An 18629-nucleotide genomic window follows, 5' to 3' on the forward strand; every position below is an offset into this window, starting at 1 on the left:
CTAATGCTTGATTCATAACGGAGACTCCCTAGATCCATGTAACAATATTTGACAATTTGCAGGAAGGGCTCTTATAGTTAGAAGGAAAAAACATAGAGGGTTGAGGGAAAATCGTTGGGGAAAATGTTCTTGTTCTCGATATTGTGGTGGCTGACAGGAAGTCCTTTTGCCGCCCTGATCATTATTTTATTGGTTCTGTACTTCCTGGATCTTCGCTTTGTTCGCCTGCTCCCTGACTTTACCAAGCCTTTCCGGAGATGGAGGCGTTTATCCGCTTTACAAAATCAGCTTCGTCTTAATCCACATGACACCCCTGCCAAACTGGAGGCTGCCCGCCTGCTAATGGAGAAACGGCAATACAGTGAGGCATTAACCTATCTGGAGGAAATCTCATCATTGATGCAGGATTCTCCCGAATATTTATGCGACAAGGGTAATTGTCTCCTGAAGATGGGTCGCACGGAAGAGGGCTTACAGCTGATTGAGCAAGCATTGAGGGCGAATCCACGAGTCAAATATGGTGAACCTTATTTACTCGTAGGTGAGGCATATGCGAAACAGCAGCAGATGGAAAAAGCCATTGCGAGTCTAGAAGAGCTGGCGAGGATGAACATGTCGTCATGCGAAGTGTACTATAAACAAGGCGAGCTGTATAACGAATTGCAACAAAAAGAGAAGGCGAAGCGATCTTATCTGGAGGCGGTTGAAGTATATCGAGGGTTGCCTTCCTACAAACGTCGCACGGAAAGGCGCTGGGCGCTTCTGGCGTGGTTGAAGAAATGAACGCATTGGAAATCGTATCGAGAAGTCAATCGGAAAAACAGCAAGGGCTGACCACAGGGCCATCCTTGCTGTTTTTTTGTCCATTCGTAAATTACAGTTTAACAGGCTCTCCAGCAAATACTTCCAATTCCATTGGTGCCGAGAAAAAAGTAGGAGCTTGATTCACAAACGCCTGAAAATGATCGCTTGCATTATGAGCAGCTACTGCCGCCGAGTCCTTCCACTTTTCTACCATGGTGTAGTGATGCTCGTGCTCTGTGCTTTTTAAAAGAGTGTATCCCACATTTCCTGCTTCTGCTTTGCTTGCGGCAACCAGAGCTTTGGCTGCTGTAAGAAACGCTTCTTCCTGTGTTGGAATCACTTGCAGATGGGCATGTATAATCAGCATCAATTTCAACCTCTCTTCGATGAATGTTTGCTTATTTCCAGGTTGTCACTGTCTCAACGGGCAGGCGATAGGAGGGGTGTCCCTCCTTTGCTGCTTTCCCAATACTGATTAGCATGATCGGTTGGTAGCGAGCCTTGTCCATATCAAACGCTTCTGCTATTTGATCCTTTTCATAGCCGCCGATCGGGTTGGTGTCATAGCCATATGAACGGGCAACCAGCATTAACTGCATCGACACGAGACCGGCATCGATAAAATTGACATCCCGCAGAACAGCAGGTGGCAGATTGTTGTAGTAAGGCTTTACGGCTGAAAGCTGCATGTCCTTCACTTCCTGTGGCATGTATCCAAGCTCGACAGCCTTGCCAAAGATCTCATCCATATATTCCACATTGTTCATGTCAACGAATACAGCAATGACAGCAGAGGAGGTGAGCACTTGCGTCTTGTTGAAGCGTGCCAGCTCTACAAGCTTTTCCTTCCCTTCCGGACTTTCGATAACCAGAAAGCGCCAAGGCTGCAGGTTTACCGAGGATGGGGCGCGAGTCGCTCCCTCTAGAATTTCGGTCATTTCCTCGCGGCTGATTTTTACCTCCGGATCATACAGCTTGACAGAACGACGACCATACGTGATTTCACGAAAATCATTTGTTTTTTGCAATGTGCTCTGCATGTTGAATCCAACTCCTTTTATGCCGAATCAAATGTTGTTTTGCATTCGTTTGAGAAAATCCACTAAGATCAGTGTTTCATCCTCGCTGAAGCCTTCCAGAATTTGCTGGATAAAATTTCTCTTCTCACTTTTGTACCCTTCAATCCGCTGATGCCCTTCTTCGGAGAGACGAACGAAGGTTTCACGGTGATCCATTGGATTTTTGTGACGAGTCACCATGCCATCCGCTTCTAATTGCTTGAGGTGGCGTGTAATAGCGGCACTGTCAATGTTGATGTGCTTTTGCAACTGAGACTGATTGATTTCATTACATTCGCAAAGAATCTGCAAGATCGCAAGACGAGAAGAGCTGATTCCGGTACAGCGCTCGAACTTGGGACTGATTTTGTTGGTTAATCCAACAAGCAGATTCAGTATTTGCTCCTCTTCCAATTCCTTGTGTGTCATGAAAAATGCCTCCCGGGGGCAATCTGAATAGAAACACAATCATAATACTTGATACATCAATTATTGATAGCTCAATTAATATAACATCTTCTTTTATCGTTTGCAACATCCTGCGTGTCCCCTTTTAAAGCCTTGATTTCTAACTGGAAAATAGGATCTTTGCACAGGGAGACAAAGATCTGTACAGACAAGGCTTTTCAATTAGAGGGAAATGGTAAAACGTAGAAATATGCGGATTGCCTATTGTGTCGGGTGTATTAAGTGATATAATACACTACATACGCAGGGAAGGGCAGGAGGAAAGCCCATGGAGGAACAAAAGATTGGCTCATTGCGGTTCAAGATTGATTTTAGCCAGCCGCTGTATGAGCAAATCCTGGATCAAGTACGAAGCGTTATTGCAAAAGGAGAAATCGAATTGGGAACCAAAATGCCATCCGTACGAGAGCTGGCGCTGGAGCTTCGGGTGAATCCAAATACAGTAATGAGAGCCTATCAAGAGCTGGAGCGTGACGGATTAACAGAAAAACGCCGGGGTCAAGGAACCTATGTCACTTCATCGGCTGAACGCGTGCAGCTGTTTCGGTCGGAGCTGGCATCGAGGTATATGGATTCGTTCATGGAGCAAATGGCGAGCTTGGGCATACCGTTAGCCGAAATACAAGGCTACCTTAGCAAAAAGTATCCGAATGAATCGGGAGGAACCAGATGATGGTACAGCCTATTGTCAAATGTGATCAGTTGACGAAACGCTACGGTAAAAAATACGCTCTCGACCACTTTGACCTAGCGATTCCCGCCGGGCGAATTGTCGGTGTACTCGGTCCAAACGGTTGCGGTAAATCCACGTTGTTCCGGGCCATCACTGGGCTGATTACCCCCGATGAGGGAGAGATCAGGGTATTAGGGCAATCGCCGGGGTGGCAGACAAACCGCTTCATCGGTTACTTGCCTGATCGAGCTCGCTGGTATCCGCGGCATACGGTGCTGCAGGCGTTTGAGTGGGGAGCCTCCTTCTTGCCAGGGTTTGATCTGGAGGCAGCCAAGAAATTCGCCAGGTATATGGATGTCGATTTGGAAATGAGTCTGTCTGGCATGAGTAAAGGCCAGGAGGCAAGGGTCATGCTGATTCTTTGTATGTCCCGTGAAGTTCCGCTCATCATTTTGGATGAACCGTTCGCGGGGATCGATCTCATTTCCAGAGAAGCAATCATCGCCGGGATCGATCTCATTTCCAGAGAAGCAATCATCGCCGGGATGATCGATTATTTGGAAGAGCGAGAGGTGTCCATTCTGATCAGCACACATGACATTCAGGAAGTGGAAGGGCTGTTTGACTATATCGTGCTCATGGATCAGGGAAAAGCAATCTGGTCAGGCGAAGCTGACGAGCTACGGGCGCAATATGGATCTCTCCATGACGTATTCCGAACGTTCTACAAAAGGGAGTGGAGTCGATGAGCTTGCGTATGTTTTTGTCGCTCGTCCATCATGAGTGGAAGCTGAAGGGAAGCTGGAGAAAGCTGAATCGCTCGCAAGGCTTTGGGTACGGCAGGACGATCTACCTGGCTATTCTCGCTATCGCCGCTGTCGGGGCTGCCAGTTATTTTGCAATCCACGGCCAGCTCAAGCTGCATCAGCTGTGGGGTGTTGCGATTGGTTTCCCGTATATGCTCGTCGTCATGGGCGTGCTGATGCTGAGAAGAGAATGGGAGAACGGGACATTCGGGTGGTGGCTCACGTTACCATACTCAAGACTGAGTCTAGTGGGTGCCAAGTTCTTCGCTGCCTGGCTACGGACAGTGGTGGTATCATGCTGCGTGTATGTGCTGATTTCACTGTTTGCGGGAATCATCGCTCTGCTGGTACAAGGATATTCGTTTGAGGATGTATGGTTGACCATGTTGACCGGATTGCCATTGCTCGCGATAGTCATCGGCTTCAGTCCGTTTATACTTTCCCTCAGCCTTTTGCTGGCAACGATTCATTACACTACCCTGCGACCGATCAGCCCGATTTTTTGGGTCGTTATCATGGGCGGTTTGAGTACTTTTTACAACGGATTTCAGACCTTAATTCCTAACTATAACGTGGCGCATCAGTTATTCAGTGGCCAGCCTGGGCTTTGGATTCCGAATCTGTGGGCTGAGATGGCAGGCTTGCTGATCAGTTGGATCGTTGCGTATCTTTTGATCCGCATCTCGGCCTATCTGCTTGAACGGAAACTGTCAATCTAGCAACAGCCAGTAACTACCATCCCTTACAGAAAGGACGGAGGATGTCATGCAATCCTATTTACCCATCGTATTTGTCGTGTTAATCGTAGGCCTCGGAATTTGGCTTAGAACCAGAAGAGGAAAGAAGCCCATCAAGGGAAAGGGCTACAGGATATTGATCCCCATTGGGGTGATGCTTGTAGGGATGCCATGGGGCTTGTACCAGCTCACGCACATCCCAGGCAAAACGTTTCATATGCCGGCCGTTTGGGAGCTGCTCATCGCTATCGTTCTCGGTGTCATCTTTGGGACGGTCATGCTGAAGCAGACTGAATATGAGAGAAGAGAGGATGGGTTGATTTATTCAAAGCCAAACCGGAATCTCAAGTTCATCTTGATCGCAATCATACTGATTCGTCTCGTGCTGACGCAGTACTTCAAAGCCATAGACGTCGTCGAATTGTCCGTTCTCATGATGTGTATGGGGGTCCTGTATGTGGGGATCTGGAGAATTGGTAGCTATATCAAATTTTCGAGAACCATTTCGAGCACGTAATCGGCAGCAGGCTGTCGGGTTTCCATACCCGGTAGTCTGTTTTTTTAGAAAATGGAAGAAGTCACTAAAGATGGATTTTTTGTGATACAATTAAAAATGAAATGAAACATTTGGAAATTTGTTCACTTCTAGAGGAAAGGGTATGACTGTCTATGACACTTCTCAATACGAAGTCTCCCGAGCGTGCAGGGAACGAAAACATGGAATATGAACTCTTCACATTAGAAACCCATCCTGAAATGGCAAGCCGCTTTGATGAATTGAATGAAGTGGGCTGGCCAGCGTTCATGTTATATGATGAAGTGGCGATCCAGTATTATCCCAAGGTGGTAGAAGTTTTTCCACAGTTCCAATTTTGTATCACAGATGACAGCGGTGCTGTAATCGCTTGCTGCAATTCTGTCCCATTTTATTGGGATGGTACAGAGGAAGGACTACCAGCCGGCTGGGATGACGTATTCCTTAGAAGCATCGAGGATTACCAACAGGGCAAAGTGCCAAACACAGTTTCTGCTCTCGCTATCGTGATACATCCCGATTATCGGGGAAAAGGAATCAGCAGTATCATGGTAAGGGCATTAAAAGATTTGGTTAAAAAGCAATCCATTCAGCAGATGTTTGCACCTGTAAGACCTTCTTTGAAATCGAAATATCCATTGATTCCGATGGACAAATACGTGGAATGGAAAACGGACGCTGGAGATGCATTTGATCCATGGATACGAACTCATTTGAAAGCAGGGGCGAAAATGGTCAAGGTTGCTCCAGAATCCATGGTCATTAATGGAACCGTTGCACAGTGGGAAAGCTGGGCAAAGATGAAGCTTCCCGAGTCAGGTACATACATTGTGCCAGGGGGGCTTGTTCCCGTTACGATTGATGTTGAGAAGAACGAAGGACGATATGTTGAACCGAATGTTTGGATGCAGCATTTCCTCTAATATGGATGATATGTAATAGGGATTCAGTTGGGCGTTAGCTTGCAATGATTTGGGTTGCATGACTAGCGCCCTTTTGGTTTTTTAGTTAAATGAGGTGGTTGGAAAAAATCATAGGAGTGACGGGAGTGAATCAAAAAGAACATCATACGATTTTATAAAGAGATGGAGGAGAAAGCGATGGGGAAAAGGGCAGTCAGAGTACTCGTTTATTTACTGGCATTTTTAATCGGAGCCTATGCTGTGATCCAATACGGTTTTTTTAAACCGCAAGATGCAGGGCTTGTCTCAATTAAGCTGAGAAACCCTGATTTTCATCTGGAGCCGTGGGTCTATGTGATGTATGTTCATATTATTACTGGCGTCCTGGCACTCATTATTGGACCGTTTCAACTTTTCCTTTCGAAAGCGGGCACAACTAGATTAAAGTGGCATCGACTCATGGGCTATCTTTACGTCATCTCCATTTCCATCAGTGGGCTGGTCAATATATATTTGTCCTTTTTCGCTACAGGCGGATGGATAGCAGGCCTCGGCTTTTTCACACTGGATGTGATGTGGGTCGCCTTTACCTGGATGAGTGTGTACAAAATAAGTAGAAAAGACAATCATGCACATCGTGAGTGGATGCTGCGCAGCTACGCGCTTACGTTTGCAGCTGTAACACTGCGATTGTTGCTGCCAGTGCTGCTATTGCTATTTCATGGCAATTTTATCCCGGCTTATCAAATGGTTGCCTGGATGTCCTGGGTCGTTAATCTGGTCATAGTAGAAGTAATGATTCGCTCGCGTCATCATCACCGGAAAGGTTAAAAGGCTATCTGCCGAAAAGTGTAATTCAGCAGATGAATTGTCAGCTTGGAAAAGAGGTGGCAGCACACATTTCTTTACTTGGTCAAGGGAGGGTAGAATGGAAAAAGGAAGGATAAGCAGAAAACTAGAAGCTATACAAAAAGAAATCGATCAGAGGAACATAGGTGACTTCCGAATAATCAAATACGAGTATAATGAAGAGCTCACGATGGCTGGCAGTTTTGATTTTAGTTACTACCATGACATTGAGATTTTTTTCAAAAATGTATCCTTTATAGCCTGTCCGGGATCAGAATTCAAAGCAAATCGAATCCGGTTAGCGAACGAAGCTGAAGAAGAAATGCTTTATAAAATCTCCCATGCTTACCAAGAAGGCGTAACGATTTGTCTCGAAGATACATACTTCGGGCATAAATTTTATTTGTCCGTAAGTGATCTGGAATACCAAGTTCAAACCGTTTATTACTACAAGAGAGATCAACTAAAGCCCAACGAAAGGATTGCAGATTGGGTAAAGTAATGCAGGTCATCAATCCATTCTGTTGCACCCTATCGAAATTTCGATAAGTCTCATAGAAATTTTTCATAATCGAAAAATTTTGAATGATGATTGACGAAGCACTGACTCCTCACTACAATGAAGAACAACGTAGAGCGTCTGTTCTGGTAAACAGGAAGATGCAGAACAGTTGCGAGGAGTGCGAGAGAGTATGAGTTGGTTGAGAACGCGTTTACAGGAGTTTCACCCGATTGTCTGGTCATTAGTAGTCGGGACTGTGTTTGTCAGGGCGGCCAGCTCGATGAGTATGCCGTTTTTGTTTTTATACCTGTCCAATAACACGGATATGGATCTGGCGATGATCGGGTTGACGATTGGAGCGGGTCCTTTGGCTGGAACTATCGGAGGGTTTATCGCAGGGACGTTGTCTGACAGGATCGGCCGCAGAAGGGTAATGCTGGGGGCATTGTACGTCTGGACGCTTGTGTTTGTGGGCTTTGCTTTGAGTAAAAATCCGATGGTGCTGCTGCTCCTGAATATGGCAGGTGGCCTCTGTCGTTCCTTTTACGAGCCGGTTTCACAAGCACTCATGGCGGATGTGACGCCGCCAGAGAAACGCTTCCGCGTATTTAGCTTGCGCTATACAGCGATTAACGTAGGCGTTGCCGTAGGGCCGATAGCGGGAGCTGTGCTGGCGAAAACCTCTGTTGCCCTACCTTTCATGATTACAGCCATCATTTATTTGTTTTATGTCATTAGCTTGCAAGGATTATTGAACAAGTTTGGCATTAAGCAAATCGAGGGGCAGAAAAAAGAAACAGTAACCTTTGGCAAAGCGTTCAGCGTAGTTGTTAAGGATAAGGCGTTTCGTTTGTACATGATTGCAGGTGTTCTGGGAGCGGTCGGTTATTCGCAAATGTCTTCTACCTTGGCCAAATTCGCCGAGATGACAGTTGTAAACGGTACAGAGCTATTTGCAATTTTGATGAGTGTGAATGCGGTCGTCGTCGTGCTGATGCAGCTGCCATTGACTAGCTGGGCAGAAAAAAAGACGCCTCTCACAGCGATTTTTGTGGGAAACGTCATGTATGCACTTGGCGACATCGGCTATGCCTTTGCTAGCTCTTGGCTGATTTTCATTATTGCGATGGTGCTGTTTACCTTTGGAGAAATCTTGACCTTCACAGCCGGTGACGTCTTGATTGACCGAATGGCGCCAGAAGAAATGCGTGGCAGCTATTACGGTGCGAAAAGCTTCAGTAATCTGGGACAATTTATCGGCCCGTGGATGGGGGGGATTTTGCTCGCTGCGTATGGTGGCACCACTTTGTTCCTGATCGTTGCTGCCTTCTCCATGGTCAGTACCGCCTTCCAATGGGCTGGTCAGCGGGTTTATCTGGCGAGCACCGGAAAATCACTCAATTACTCACGAGCGGACTCACTCTAATGCTTGCATGATGCGGGTTGCTATACGCGCATACCCTTCCGTATTCGGATGAAAATGGTCGGTATACAAATAGGCTTGTTCTTTACGCACAAACAAATCATACGTAGGAACCACGATGACGTGCGGATAGCGGGCAGCGATCTGTGACGCCGTATTGTTCCAATCGAGCACAGGCTTGATCGTATCAAGACCTGTTTCAGTATCTCCAAACGGATTGTACAGCGATGTATACACAATCGTAGCGTCTTTATTTACCGAGCGAATTTGACGAATGATCTCTTCATAGTTGGTCGTTAGCCCTTTGATGGCTGCGGCCACTTTTTCTTTTTCAATGGAGTACAGACCTCCTGTTTGGCGGAAAAGATCATTGCCTCCAATTGTAAACAAGATCAAATCAGCCTCGCTCAAGAGTGTCTTCACCTGTTGCTGGGACATCTGTGACAATAGATTAGTCGACTCCTGGCCATTTATGGCGAGGTTGGTAAATGTGATCGGTTGGCCGTTTTTCTTCTCTAATGCTTGGCGAACGAGGCCCACATAGCCTTGCCCATTGGCATCTCCGGCTCCACGTGTGAGTGAATCTCCCAATGCGACAACCTTGTGAACGCCGCTTTCCGGTAAGGGGGTAGCAGGCTTGCTCGCTTGGGTTGGAGGAGCAGTGTTCGAAGGAGCCAGTTGATGTGGATTCATCGCGAGTACAAAGCCGACAGCAAAAAGCAAAAAGGAAAGAAAGGACAGAAGACCTGCCGTGCGCCAAAGGAGTTGGCCGGATGTGCGCATCGGGTACCCTCCTATTCGATGTTGGATGGTGTTGCATGGTATAATGTGGTTGGACATCTTTTGTCAGTGTACCATAAACAGTATGCCTCCGTCAGGCGAGGAGGCGACAGAAGGATAGGAGGGCCCGCATTGGCCGAAACAGTCCTCACGGTAAAAGGATTACAGAAAGCGATCGGGGGCAAGCCGATCATTCACGATATTACGTTTGACGTTTATGCTGGCGAGGTTTTCGGATTTCTAGGTCCCAACGGTGCTGGTAAAACGACAACGATCCGGATGCTGGTCGGCTTGGCAAAAGCGGACGGCGGGGATGTACATATTGGCGGCATTTCCTTGCAGGAGCAGTTTCCAGAAGCGATTGCGCAGGTTGGCTGCATCGTAGAAAATCCCGAGCTGTACAAGTTTTTGACGGGAAGAGAAAACCTGGAGCAATTTGCGCGCATGAGTGGTGGAATATCAAGGCAGCGTATCGAGGAGATTGTTCGTTTTGTCGATTTGGAACGAGCGATTGATGACAAGGTAAAAACGTATTCCCTCGGCATGCGCCAGCGTCTCGGTATTGCCCAAGCTCTCTTGCATCGACCCAAAATCCTCATCCTTGATGAGCCGACAAACGGTTTGGACCCGGCAGGAATTCGCGAGCTGCGCCAGTTTATCCGTCGACTTGCTGAAGAAGAGGGATTAGCTGTCTTTATCTCCAGCCATTTGCTCAGCGAGATTGAGATGATGTGTGACCGCGTGGCGATTATCAGTCAGGGAAAAGTCATCTCTGTGGGCGTAGTAAAGGAGCTGATGGAGCAGTTTGCCGATCAGGTTGAATGGACGATTCCACTGGATCATATGGAGCAAGCGGTATCGGTCTTGGGTGAGATGGAAGCAGTTACAGAGGTATGGCAAAGCGGGGAAGAACGCTTGAAAACACGTATGGATGTCGAGCAGGTCAGTATGGTGAACCAGATATTGGTCAGTAAAGGAATACCTGTTACCGGGATCGCGACGAAGACCGTGACGCTAGAGGATCTGTTCCTGACCTTGACGGGGGGAGGCAATGGGCTTGAGACAGAGCATGCTGGGACTCGTACAAAATGAGACGGTAAAGCTACTTCGCCGCCGTCGTTTTCTCGTTGTTGTGCTGATTTTAGCGATCCTGATTCCGATTTTTACATACGCGCAATATCGATCCGTCGTCACTGCCCAGGAGCGGATGGGCACGACAGATTGGCGTCCTTTGTTAACCCAACAGATTGTCGATATGCAAAACAGGCTGGCATCGAGCCGATTGCCTGACGAGTGGCGTGATTTAATTAAAGTCCGGATACAGCAGCAGCAGTATTACCTCGATCATGACATTAATCCGATGGCACCAGGTGGACCTACTTTTGCACGCGGCTTTATGGATCAGGCCATCTCGATGTTTTTACCGATGATTATCGTTGTACTAGCTGTTGATCTAGTCTCAGCGGAATTTAGCGAAGGCACGATCAAGCTGCTGCTGACGAGGCCGGTCAGGCGCTGGAAGGTACTGACGAGCAAGTATATTACCTTGCTGCTGTTCACGTCATTGACTGTGCTGATGACACTTATTTTGGCTTATCTCATGTCAGGAGTGGTTTTTGGTTACTCTGGCTGGGATCTTCCGATATTAACAGGCTTTGAGGTCGCAGGAGGAGAGCTTTCGACTGCAGGTGCCTTTATGCTGCCGCAGTGGCAGTTTCTCCTGATGCAATATGGACTCGGCTGGTTTGTTTGCATAGTGGTAGGAACGGTAACGTTTATGGTTTCTGTACTTGTGCGCAGTGCAGCAGCGGGAATGGGAATCATGATGGCTGCTCTCATCAGCGGAACGATCCTCACGCAGATGGCGTCCTCCTGGGAATCCTCCAAATATTTATTTGTGGTGAATCTGCAATTGACGGATTATTTGAATGGGACGCTGCCGCCGATCAAAGGAATGACACTTCCATTTTCGTTGACGATCTTATCGGTTTGGGCGATTGCGGCGCTAGTAGTTGCCTACCTGGTCTTTACCAGGAGAGATGTGACCTCTTGATTTGGGAAAAATGGCAACTTTTTCTCGTGATGTTCGTATTACCAAGGTAGAGACGTGCAGACGAGAGGAGTTTAATTCATTCGGATGGAAATGCTTTGGAAGTGTGGAACAGTTGTGGTTACAAGCATGATGGAGCTTTGGGCAGCGATCCCGCTTGGTTTTGCCTTGCAGCTGCCTCCGCTGCTCATTGGGATTTTTAGTGCGATTGGCGCGGTTGCCAGTGCCGGTATCGTCATTTTCTTGGGCGGGTCCCTGCGTAGCTGGCTGCTTCAGCGCCTTGAGAAAAAAGGGAAGCGACAAGGCAAGATGGCACGTATTTGGGAAAAATACGGTGTGATTGGCCTCGGACTCACCTCGCCGTTGCTGACCGGAGCACCGCTGGGGGCAGCGATTGGCATTTCACTGGGCGCTCCGACGGGCAAGCTCATGTGGTGGATGTCGATCGGGATCGTGATTTGGAGTGTGATTCTTACCATTGCCGTAGCGTTAGGCTTGCTGCAATTTTTGACACCTTAAAGAGCACAGTTGAACCGTCTTTGGCTATCAGGAGCAAAGGCGGTTTTTTTGTGCAGCAAGAAACTGCGGCTTTTGCCAAATGACATGGTGTAGCAGGCATTCTAAATGCGCTTGCTGTCTATCAGATTGTTGTATAATAAAAATGGATTCTGTATGGAAAAAAGGTTATGTTCCTTCATTCGGTATAGGGAGAAAGGAGTTGCCTGTAAATATGAGCGGTACGATTTCATTATTCGAAGCGTATAATCGAACAGCCTATCCACTCGTTGGGCATGGAAAAAGAAACATTCAAGTGTTGAAGGATGTACTTAGTGAGTTAGACGGAAAAATGGAAAGTGATGTATATGGTTCTGGGGAGCTCATCGAGGACTTTCAAAACAAGATTGCAAAATTTTTAGGAAAAGAGGCTGCCGTCTTCTTTCCAAGCGGGACCATGGCACAGCAAATCGCGATGCGAATCTGGTCTGAGAAGAAGGGAATCAAACGAGTGGCCTATCATCCGCTCTGCCATCTGGAAATACATGAAGAAGAAGGACTCAAGCATTTGCACGGGATTGAATCCCTACTGCTGGCAGATAAAACACGTCTGATTCAGCTTGAAGACGTTTTGAATATGGACACGAATATTTCTTGCCTGCTGCTGGAATTACCGCAGCGCGAGATTGGCGGAGAGCTGCCCTCTTATGAAGAGCTGGAAGCGATCTCTGCCTTTTGCCGGGAAAAAGGGATCATCCTGCATCTGGATGGCGCTAGACTGCTTGAGGTGCTTCCTTACTACGAAAAGTCAGCGGAACAAATTTGCAGCCTCTTTGACAGCGTGTACATTTCTTTCTATAAAGGAATCGGAGGAATTGCTGGCGCGATATTGGCTGGTCACGAAGCATTTGTAAAAGAGTCGGTCATCTGGAAAAGACGTCATGGTGGAGATTTGATCAGCTTGTACCCGTACGTTCTCAGTGCAGACCATTTCTTTATGCAAAGACAAGATCGCTTTCAACAGTACTATGAAGGTGCCAAAGAGCTGGCAGGCTTGTATAATGATTGTCAGGGAACTACGACACGCCCAGTTGTGCCGGTATCCAATATGTTCCATATCCACTTCTCTCTACCGAAAGCAAAGCTGGAGCCTGTTTTGGTCGCGGTCTATGAAGAAACGGGCGTAGGCTTTATTACGCGCCTGAATCATATCGATGACGAAACGAGCTATTGTGAAGTAAACATCGGAGACCAATTTGCAAGTATTCCAAAAGAAGTGATCCATCAAGCATTTCACGTACTGAATCAGAAATTGCAAGAAGCGCTTCAGGAGAAATAGACTTTTTGCAGATTCCAGACAGGGAGAGCTGACGATGAGTGAGCAGGAGAAACGATTAGAAGAAAGCTGGGTCACAAATGCTGAGGCATGGACGCAGTCCGTTCGGCAAAACCAGATTGAAAGCCGCAAGCTTGCCACTGATCAGGCAATCATAGATGAAATCGTCTCGTTACACCCGCGAAAAGTCATGGATGTAGGTAGCGGGGAGGGATGGCTTGCGAGGGCTTTACATACAAGGGGAATAGAGATAATAGGGATTGAGGGCAGCACAGAGTTGGTTCAGAGAGCCCAGTCAGCTGGGGGAGGAAGCTTTTATCAGCTCAGCTATGCTGATTTCAGCAAAAATCCGACTCAATTTGGAACTGATTTCGATGCAGCTGTCTGCAACTTTTCCCTTCTATCTGAAGAGATAACGGAGCTGTTGCAGGCTCTCTCCACGAGCCTTGCACCAAATGGGGTCATCGTCATCCACACGTTACATCCGTTTAACCTGGCCGCTGATGATCGCTATGAGATTGGGTGGAGAGAGGAATCGTTCGTGGGGATGGGGGAAGGATACAAAGCAGCGATGCCTTGGTATTATCGTACAATGAGTGCTTGGCTAAGTGAGCTGCCAAAGGCTGGCCTTGAGCTTGTTCGTTGCCAGGAGCCTGTTCATCCGCGTACGGGAAGACCGCTCTCATTACTCCTTACAGCTAAACCGCGGATAGACAGGTGATGAAAGAAACGATTCGATCAAGAACCTGAAAGCGAGGGATTATTTATGGAAAATAAAAAAGAAGCGCTAGTCCCAGAACTAGACGATCTGTTGTACAAATTCACAGAGCTGCTAACCGGGGAAGCTACGCCTGAGCGTGTCGAAATGGTCAAGGTGTGGTGCCTGTACACCCATATGTCCAAAGCGATGCCGCCACTCATTCAGCATTGGGCAAGTGAGCCAGACCATCAGGAAGCTCGCAATCAGATTCGGGAAATCATTGAACAGATCAAGCAGTGGAATCAGACGAAAAATCAAAAGCATTAATGCCTTTCCATAGGAAAACCACCAGTCCGACACTTTGTCATGGACTGGTGGTTTCGCTTTTCATAAGCTGTGAACTCACAAATACCGGGCGATTACTCGTACTAACCGGGCAGGAAACTCTTGCAGATCGGTAATGTCCAAAAATCTCTCGTTACCATAGATATCACTGATGACCTTCTTGTCCTGGCCAATGGCAGCTGCCAGAAACGTAATTCCTCTTCGTTCATACCTATCTATGGTCTGCTTGATGTCGTTTGCGGCAAGACTTCCGGTATAATCATCCATTGCTCGTGGTTGACCGTCACTAATGCTGATTAATAGTTTTGTTTGATGAGGCAGTACCGCTAATCTTTCTGCCATAATGCGCAGCGCCATTCCGTCACGATTGTTGCTCCTGGCAGAAATTTTCATCAGTCGAAATCGGTCTTGGGCATCAGGCTTGTCAAAGTCCGTATAGGCAAAGATCGACATTTGCTCCAGCTTGGAAACATCTGCTGTATCACCATAGATCAAGATGGGAATGTCGCACATCTGGCAGTACTCGTAGACCGCAATAACGGCTCGCTTGGCTGCTTCCAGTCTCCCAAAAGCGGACATGGAGGCTGATTCATCAACCCTTATTCCAACAGCAAGGGAAGGGGAGTCGGTGGGAGGGCGTTTCTTGGAAAAATACCGATAATCCCTGTAAGCAACACTGTCCGCTTGAAATTTGCTCCCATAATAATGGTTCCGCGCAAATTCGGAGGACGTTTCATGTTCGAGCAGCGGGAGTGTCCCCTTGGCAATTTCTCGCACAACCGGCATGAGTCCTTTGCTTAATCGAGCATAATCCTCTTGATTTTCCGGATCGTACTCTGGACGATGAACGATAAGCTTCACTTTTTGGTGAATGGAATCAGAGACAATCTCTCTTGCTGTTTGATTCAGCTTCTTGCGGAAATCACGTTCTTTTTGCTTCGCTTCCTCGGAGATCGGCTCAGGGTTTGTTTGATGATAGGTGGGAGAGCCGTTCCCTGCTGAATCTGAGCTTTCCATTTTCGCTGTATCATCGGGAGAAAAAGTAGAGCCTTCGTCGCTATCCGCAGACATTTTTAGAATGATCCCGTTTTTCTCTGCTTGGTCATCTTTGTCAAAAGCGGTATCGTCTATACTTCCCGATGATTTGATTTCGACTTCCTCATCACGGTTTCGTTTTTTTTTTCGTCCACCGAGGCTTCCTCCAAGGCGGCAAGCAAACCGTGATTTTTCAAAGCTTCTTCCAAAAGCTTGATTTCTTCACTGTCGGTTGTGATCTTGTAAATGACCTTGTGATAAAGCGATTCTTTTGCCGAAGCGCCCCTGGCAACTGCATCCGTCCAGTAGAGATAAGAGCGCATGCCAGCTACACCTTTAATCGCATTGGCCCGGGTTGCTTTGTCTAGGGTAATAATGATGTCGGCTAAAACAGCCAGTACTTTTTCATCCTCATAACCCGTTTTGGACATCGCCCGTTCCATCATGATTTCTTTGGTTGGCAGGTCCATTTTTTCGGCATGCTGAATCCTGTCGCGCAACGCTTCGTTAAGTGGCCTTGCCCCGGCATAGCTACGATTGGCTGTGATGACCGTGATGAAGTCTGAATGCCTGTGGACAATCTCTGTTGGCAGATTGATGCTGCCATCTGGCTCCAGCGCAGAGTTGAGTGCCATTAATACAGCGGCATCCCGAATGACGTTCGGTTCTTGAATTTCCAAAAGGTAGCCATTCTTATAGGCTCTTACGATTTCGGAAGGATAGAAGCGATATTCTACCGGTTCGTTTTCCGTAGTCTCCTCAGCCAGCTTCAGCAATTGCTTCATTTTTATGGCGGCAGCCTCATGTGTCATTCCCAGCACATTCACCAAGATTTGCGTTGCACTATGAAAACTGTCACTTTCATATAACGTTTTCAAAGCAAGTTGGTCTGCATGCTCCAGCCTTTCTAATCGGTCGGAGGAAATAACCGGCAAAATAGCGCCGATAATATCCGATTTATCCATATCGGCAAAGCAAGTCACTTTTGTATACGGAAGTCTGAAATTAGCCGACAACGCTTTGGCTAGCTGCGTTTTCCCGGAACCGGCGTCACCCTCTAATAAAATATTGGTGATTTTCATTTCCTCGCGGTTCCAGTTGCGTTTTACTTCTGCACTGATCCGTTGTTCTGCTTCGCTGACCGTATGCGAGGCAGGCTTTTTCCAGACAAGCTTTTGTTCGGCATCTGTCAGACGTCGTGCGGGGGACAACACATATTGCTCGTGGTTATTCATAAACATTGCTCCTATTCGTCATGATGCAGATCTTTTTTGTGCCGTGGTGCTTTTCTGGGCAATAATCGGCGTCAAGAGCGCCGCCCCGACTACAGTCAAACCTCCACTGACAATAAATACTGTCATCAAGGAGAAAGCATCCTTCAGGTAGCCGGAGAGGAACATACCGATCACCATCATCCCCATAAAGACGGGAGTAATCGTTCCGGAAACACGGCCAATGAATGGCCCTTCGGTATTTCGTACAATCAGCGTCTGGATTCCACCTTGAATACAAGGATAAAACAGACCACTGATCACTAAAAAGACGATGGTCACCCAAATGCTTGTGGACACGCCGATACCAACTGTGCAGACAGAGTTGATGGAGAGGCCAATCATAAGCAGCAGCTGTGGCTTCACCTTCTTGGCTATTCCCATAATGGCGATCCCACCTATAAGCATCGCTGCTCCATTGGTCATCACCAGCCACTGCAGAAATTGTTTGTCTTGCCCCAAATTTTCCATGGCAATGAAGATGTGCAGGGGCTGGGTCAGACCTGCTGCCAATCCGACAGCCGCGAAAGTCACGCTAAGTGTTCGCAAGGATTGGTTGTTTTTGATATAACCCAGTCCTGCCTTCATTTCGTGCAAAAAACTGGATGCATTGCTGGATTTCGGTTCTTCTTCGTCCCGGGGGAGTGTAGATAATACCAGGGATGAGCCCAAGAACAGTACGGCAGTCAAAATAAGAGGTACCTCGATGCCAAACTGGATGAAAATAAAGGTTCCGATCACAGGGCCCAATACAGTAAAGACGGCGATAATCGTTTGAGACAGAGCCATCACGCTAGGCAATTGTTCGCCTGGCACATGCCGCTTGTATAGCTTCATGGCTGACGGCTGAGAAAATTGAGACAGACTGGCGGAAACGAACGATCCGATCAGAAGAGCAATCCATCCGCCATTCATAATCGCAAGCATTACTGCTACCACAGACAAGGCAGATAGCAGATCACTCCAGACCATCGTCTGCTTTGGACGCCATCGATCAGCAAAAGTCCCGCCTATAATGGCAAAGAGAAAGATCGGCGAAAATTCGGCAACGGAAATAAGGGAAATCGATATCGGATCATTATTGGTTAGTTCTGTAATAAAAAGCAGGACGGCATAATTTCGAATCCAGATTCCAAGCTGCAGCAGCACCCTGGAGAATATAATCGTTCGAACGTATCGATTGGAAAACACGTTAATACCCCATTTCTTCTAATAATCTTGACAACGTACGCAGCCTTTCGCCGATCAACTCATCATCATTGATCAGTGCCTGGCTAAATCGTTTCATATCTTCATGAATGTTCTCATTATCCGTACATACGGCAACATTGAGAGCAGCTCCCTGCAGGCCGATTCGATCAAGGACGGGTTTCTCCGGATCATAAAAATGCTCGTAGCGATAGGCATCGCGAAAATGCGTCAATGTCCGGCAGATCAGAATGGACAAATCAAGTACCCGATGGAGAGGCAGCACCTGTGATTGGGTGGATTCATTCTCCTCTGTATTTGTGGATACTTTGGCAGTAACCATGGCACTTCGCAGACTACCTTCCTGGACCACACCTAGAGAAAGGCTTTGCGCGTCAGCGCTTCGAGCGAGTCGGCCATCTACCATATCGTAGTTTTCAGAGATGATAATCGGTTTATGATTGCTGGCAGTCATTTTATTCATTCTGTTCATCCTCTCACCATTACTTTTTTAACAAACGAATGTGTTTTTAGTTTGTTATTTAATAAACATTTTAACTAAATGTCTATAAAAGTCAATAATCAATTTCGGTATTTCAATCGTGATCTTTTTGCGCTGGCAACAAAAAAAGACACAACCCTGTATGAAACGGGATGTGTCCTTTTCCTTTC

Annotated in this window: 23 protein-coding genes; 15 read left to right on the forward strand and 8 right to left on the reverse strand. The window is 47.2% G+C overall.

Annotated elements, in window-relative coordinates; all coding sequences use genetic code 11:
- Window positions 1-123 precede the first annotated feature (123 nt).
- Complete coding sequence (locus tag ADS79_RS09850) at window positions 124-783, forward strand: tetratricopeptide repeat protein (protein ID WP_307725641.1); 660 nt, start codon at window positions 124-126, stop codon at window positions 781-783.
- A 91-nt stretch (window positions 784-874) separates the two neighbouring features.
- Here ADS79_RS09850 and ADS79_RS09855 read toward each other — a convergent pair whose 3' ends face one another.
- The 3 genes from ADS79_RS09855 to ADS79_RS09865 are packed head-to-tail and all read right to left on the reverse strand — an operon-like array spanning window position 875 to window position 2291.
- A complete protein-coding gene (locus ADS79_RS09855) occupies window positions 875-1171 on the reverse strand; it encodes a putative quinol monooxygenase (RefSeq protein ID WP_049738261.1) in 297 nt (98 codons plus the stop codon).
- A gap of 31 nt (window positions 1172-1202) precedes the next feature.
- Window positions 1203-1844, reverse strand: coding sequence for a nitroreductase family protein (locus tag ADS79_RS09860; protein ID WP_049738262.1), 642 nt, complete (start codon window positions 1842-1844; stop codon window positions 1203-1205).
- A gap of 27 nt (window positions 1845-1871) precedes the next feature.
- Window positions 1872-2291, reverse strand: a complete 420-nt coding sequence (locus tag ADS79_RS09865; protein WP_049738263.1) for a MarR family winged helix-turn-helix transcriptional regulator — start codon at window positions 2289-2291, stop codon at window positions 1872-1874.
- Window positions 2292-2598: 307 nt separating this feature from the next.
- On the opposite strand from ADS79_RS09865, the gene ADS79_RS09870 reads away from it, so the two are divergent.
- The 8 genes from ADS79_RS09870 (at window position 2599) to ADS79_RS09905 (ending at window position 8760) form a co-directional block, all read left to right on the forward strand.
- Entirely contained in the window at window positions 2599-3003 is a 405-nt protein-coding gene (locus ADS79_RS09870; RefSeq protein WP_049738264.1) for a GntR family transcriptional regulator, read from the forward strand.
- Window positions 3003-3752 carry an ABC transporter ATP-binding protein gene (locus ADS79_RS09875; protein ID WP_049739038.1) on the forward strand — a complete coding sequence of 250 codons (750 nt, stop codon included), beginning with the start codon at window positions 3003-3005 and terminating at the stop codon, window positions 3750-3752. Before ADS79_RS09870 ends, ADS79_RS09875 begins: the two co-directional genes overlap by 1 nt.
- Complete coding sequence (locus ADS79_RS09880) at window positions 3749-4528, forward strand: ABC transporter permease (protein ID WP_049738265.1); 780 nt, start codon at window positions 3749-3751, stop codon at window positions 4526-4528. Before ADS79_RS09875 ends, ADS79_RS09880 begins: the two co-directional genes overlap by 4 nt.
- Before the next feature lie 46 nt (window positions 4529-4574).
- Window positions 4575-5063, forward strand: a complete 489-nt coding sequence (locus tag ADS79_RS09885) for a CcdC protein domain-containing protein (RefSeq protein ID WP_049738266.1) — start codon at window positions 4575-4577, stop codon at window positions 5061-5063.
- A 200-nt stretch (window positions 5064-5263) separates the two neighbouring features.
- Entirely contained in the window at window positions 5264-6004 is a 741-nt protein-coding gene (locus ADS79_RS09890) for a GNAT family N-acetyltransferase (protein ID WP_049739039.1), read from the forward strand.
- A 177-nt stretch (window positions 6005-6181) separates the two neighbouring features.
- Entirely contained in the window at window positions 6182-6814 is a 633-nt protein-coding gene (locus ADS79_RS09895) for a DUF2306 domain-containing protein (RefSeq protein WP_049738267.1), read from the forward strand.
- A gap of 97 nt (window positions 6815-6911) precedes the next feature.
- On the forward strand, window positions 6912-7334 hold the full coding sequence (locus ADS79_RS09900; protein WP_049738268.1) for a hypothetical protein: 423 nt from the start codon (window positions 6912-6914) through the stop codon (window positions 7332-7334).
- 190 nt (window positions 7335-7524) lie between these two features.
- Window positions 7525-8760, forward strand: coding sequence for an MDR family MFS transporter (locus tag ADS79_RS09905; RefSeq protein ID WP_049738269.1), 1236 nt, complete (start codon window positions 7525-7527; stop codon window positions 8758-8760).
- On the opposite strand, the gene ADS79_RS09910 is transcribed toward ADS79_RS09905, so the two are convergent.
- Window positions 8752-9540: a GDSL-type esterase/lipase family protein gene (locus ADS79_RS09910; protein ID WP_049738270.1), complete on the reverse strand. Its 789-nt coding sequence runs from the start codon at window positions 9538-9540 to the stop codon at window positions 8752-8754. The genes ADS79_RS09905 and ADS79_RS09910 overlap by 9 nt on opposite strands.
- 129 nt (window positions 9541-9669) lie before the next feature.
- Here ADS79_RS09910 and ADS79_RS09915 point away from each other — a divergent pair, with 129 nt between their 5' ends.
- From ADS79_RS09915 to ADS79_RS09940, 6 genes are all read left to right on the forward strand, one after another.
- Window positions 9670-10629: an ABC transporter ATP-binding protein gene (locus ADS79_RS09915; protein WP_049738271.1), complete on the forward strand. Its 960-nt coding sequence runs from the start codon at window positions 9670-9672 to the stop codon at window positions 10627-10629.
- Window positions 10607-11590: an ABC transporter permease gene (locus ADS79_RS09920; RefSeq protein ID WP_049738272.1), complete on the forward strand. Its 984-nt coding sequence runs from the start codon at window positions 10607-10609 to the stop codon at window positions 11588-11590. The genes ADS79_RS09915 and ADS79_RS09920 overlap by 23 nt, the downstream gene beginning before the upstream one ends.
- An 84-nt stretch (window positions 11591-11674) precedes the next feature.
- Entirely contained in the window at window positions 11675-12106 is a 432-nt protein-coding gene (locus tag ADS79_RS09925; protein WP_049738273.1) for a small multi-drug export protein, read from the forward strand.
- Window positions 12107-12317: 211 nt separating this feature from the next.
- Window positions 12318-13421, forward strand: coding sequence for a threonine aldolase family protein (locus tag ADS79_RS09930; protein WP_049738274.1), 1104 nt, complete (start codon window positions 12318-12320; stop codon window positions 13419-13421).
- Window positions 13422-13455: 34 nt separating this feature from the next.
- A complete protein-coding gene (locus tag ADS79_RS09935; protein ID WP_049738275.1) occupies window positions 13456-14139 on the forward strand; it encodes a class I SAM-dependent methyltransferase in 684 nt (227 codons plus the stop codon).
- 45 nt (window positions 14140-14184) lie between these two features.
- Complete coding sequence (locus ADS79_RS09940; RefSeq protein ID WP_049738276.1) at window positions 14185-14445, forward strand: DUF2573 family protein; 261 nt, start codon at window positions 14185-14187, stop codon at window positions 14443-14445.
- Window positions 14446-14520: 75 nt separating this feature from the next.
- Here the strand turns inward: ADS79_RS09940 and ADS79_RS09945 are convergent, their stop codons facing one another.
- From ADS79_RS09945 to ADS79_RS09960, 4 genes are read right to left on the reverse strand one after another with little or no spacing between them, the layout of a single operon-like run.
- Window positions 14521-15534: a vWA domain-containing protein gene (locus tag ADS79_RS09945; RefSeq protein ID WP_049738277.1), complete on the reverse strand. Its 1014-nt coding sequence runs from the start codon at window positions 15532-15534 to the stop codon at window positions 14521-14523.
- A 56-nt stretch (window positions 15535-15590) separates the two neighbouring features.
- Window positions 15591-16733, reverse strand: coding sequence for an AAA family ATPase (locus ADS79_RS09950; protein WP_049738278.1), 1143 nt, complete (start codon window positions 16731-16733; stop codon window positions 15591-15593).
- Window positions 16734-16751: 18 nt separating this feature from the next.
- The gene (locus ADS79_RS09955) at window positions 16752-17960 is read right to left on the reverse strand and encodes an MFS transporter (RefSeq protein ID WP_049738279.1); all 1209 of its coding nucleotides are present in this window, start codon (window positions 17958-17960) and stop codon (window positions 16752-16754) included.
- A 1-nt stretch (window position 17961) separates the two neighbouring features.
- Window positions 17962-18441 (reverse strand): DUF6530 family protein, encoded by a 480-nt coding sequence (locus ADS79_RS09960; protein WP_049738280.1) that lies wholly within the window; start codon window positions 18439-18441, stop codon window positions 17962-17964.
- Window positions 18442-18629: the final 188 nt, after the last annotated feature.

The sequence above is a fragment of the Brevibacillus reuszeri genome, from assembly GCF_001187725.1.
GTDB lineage: Bacteria > Bacillota > Bacilli > Brevibacillales > Brevibacillaceae > Brevibacillus > Brevibacillus reuszeri.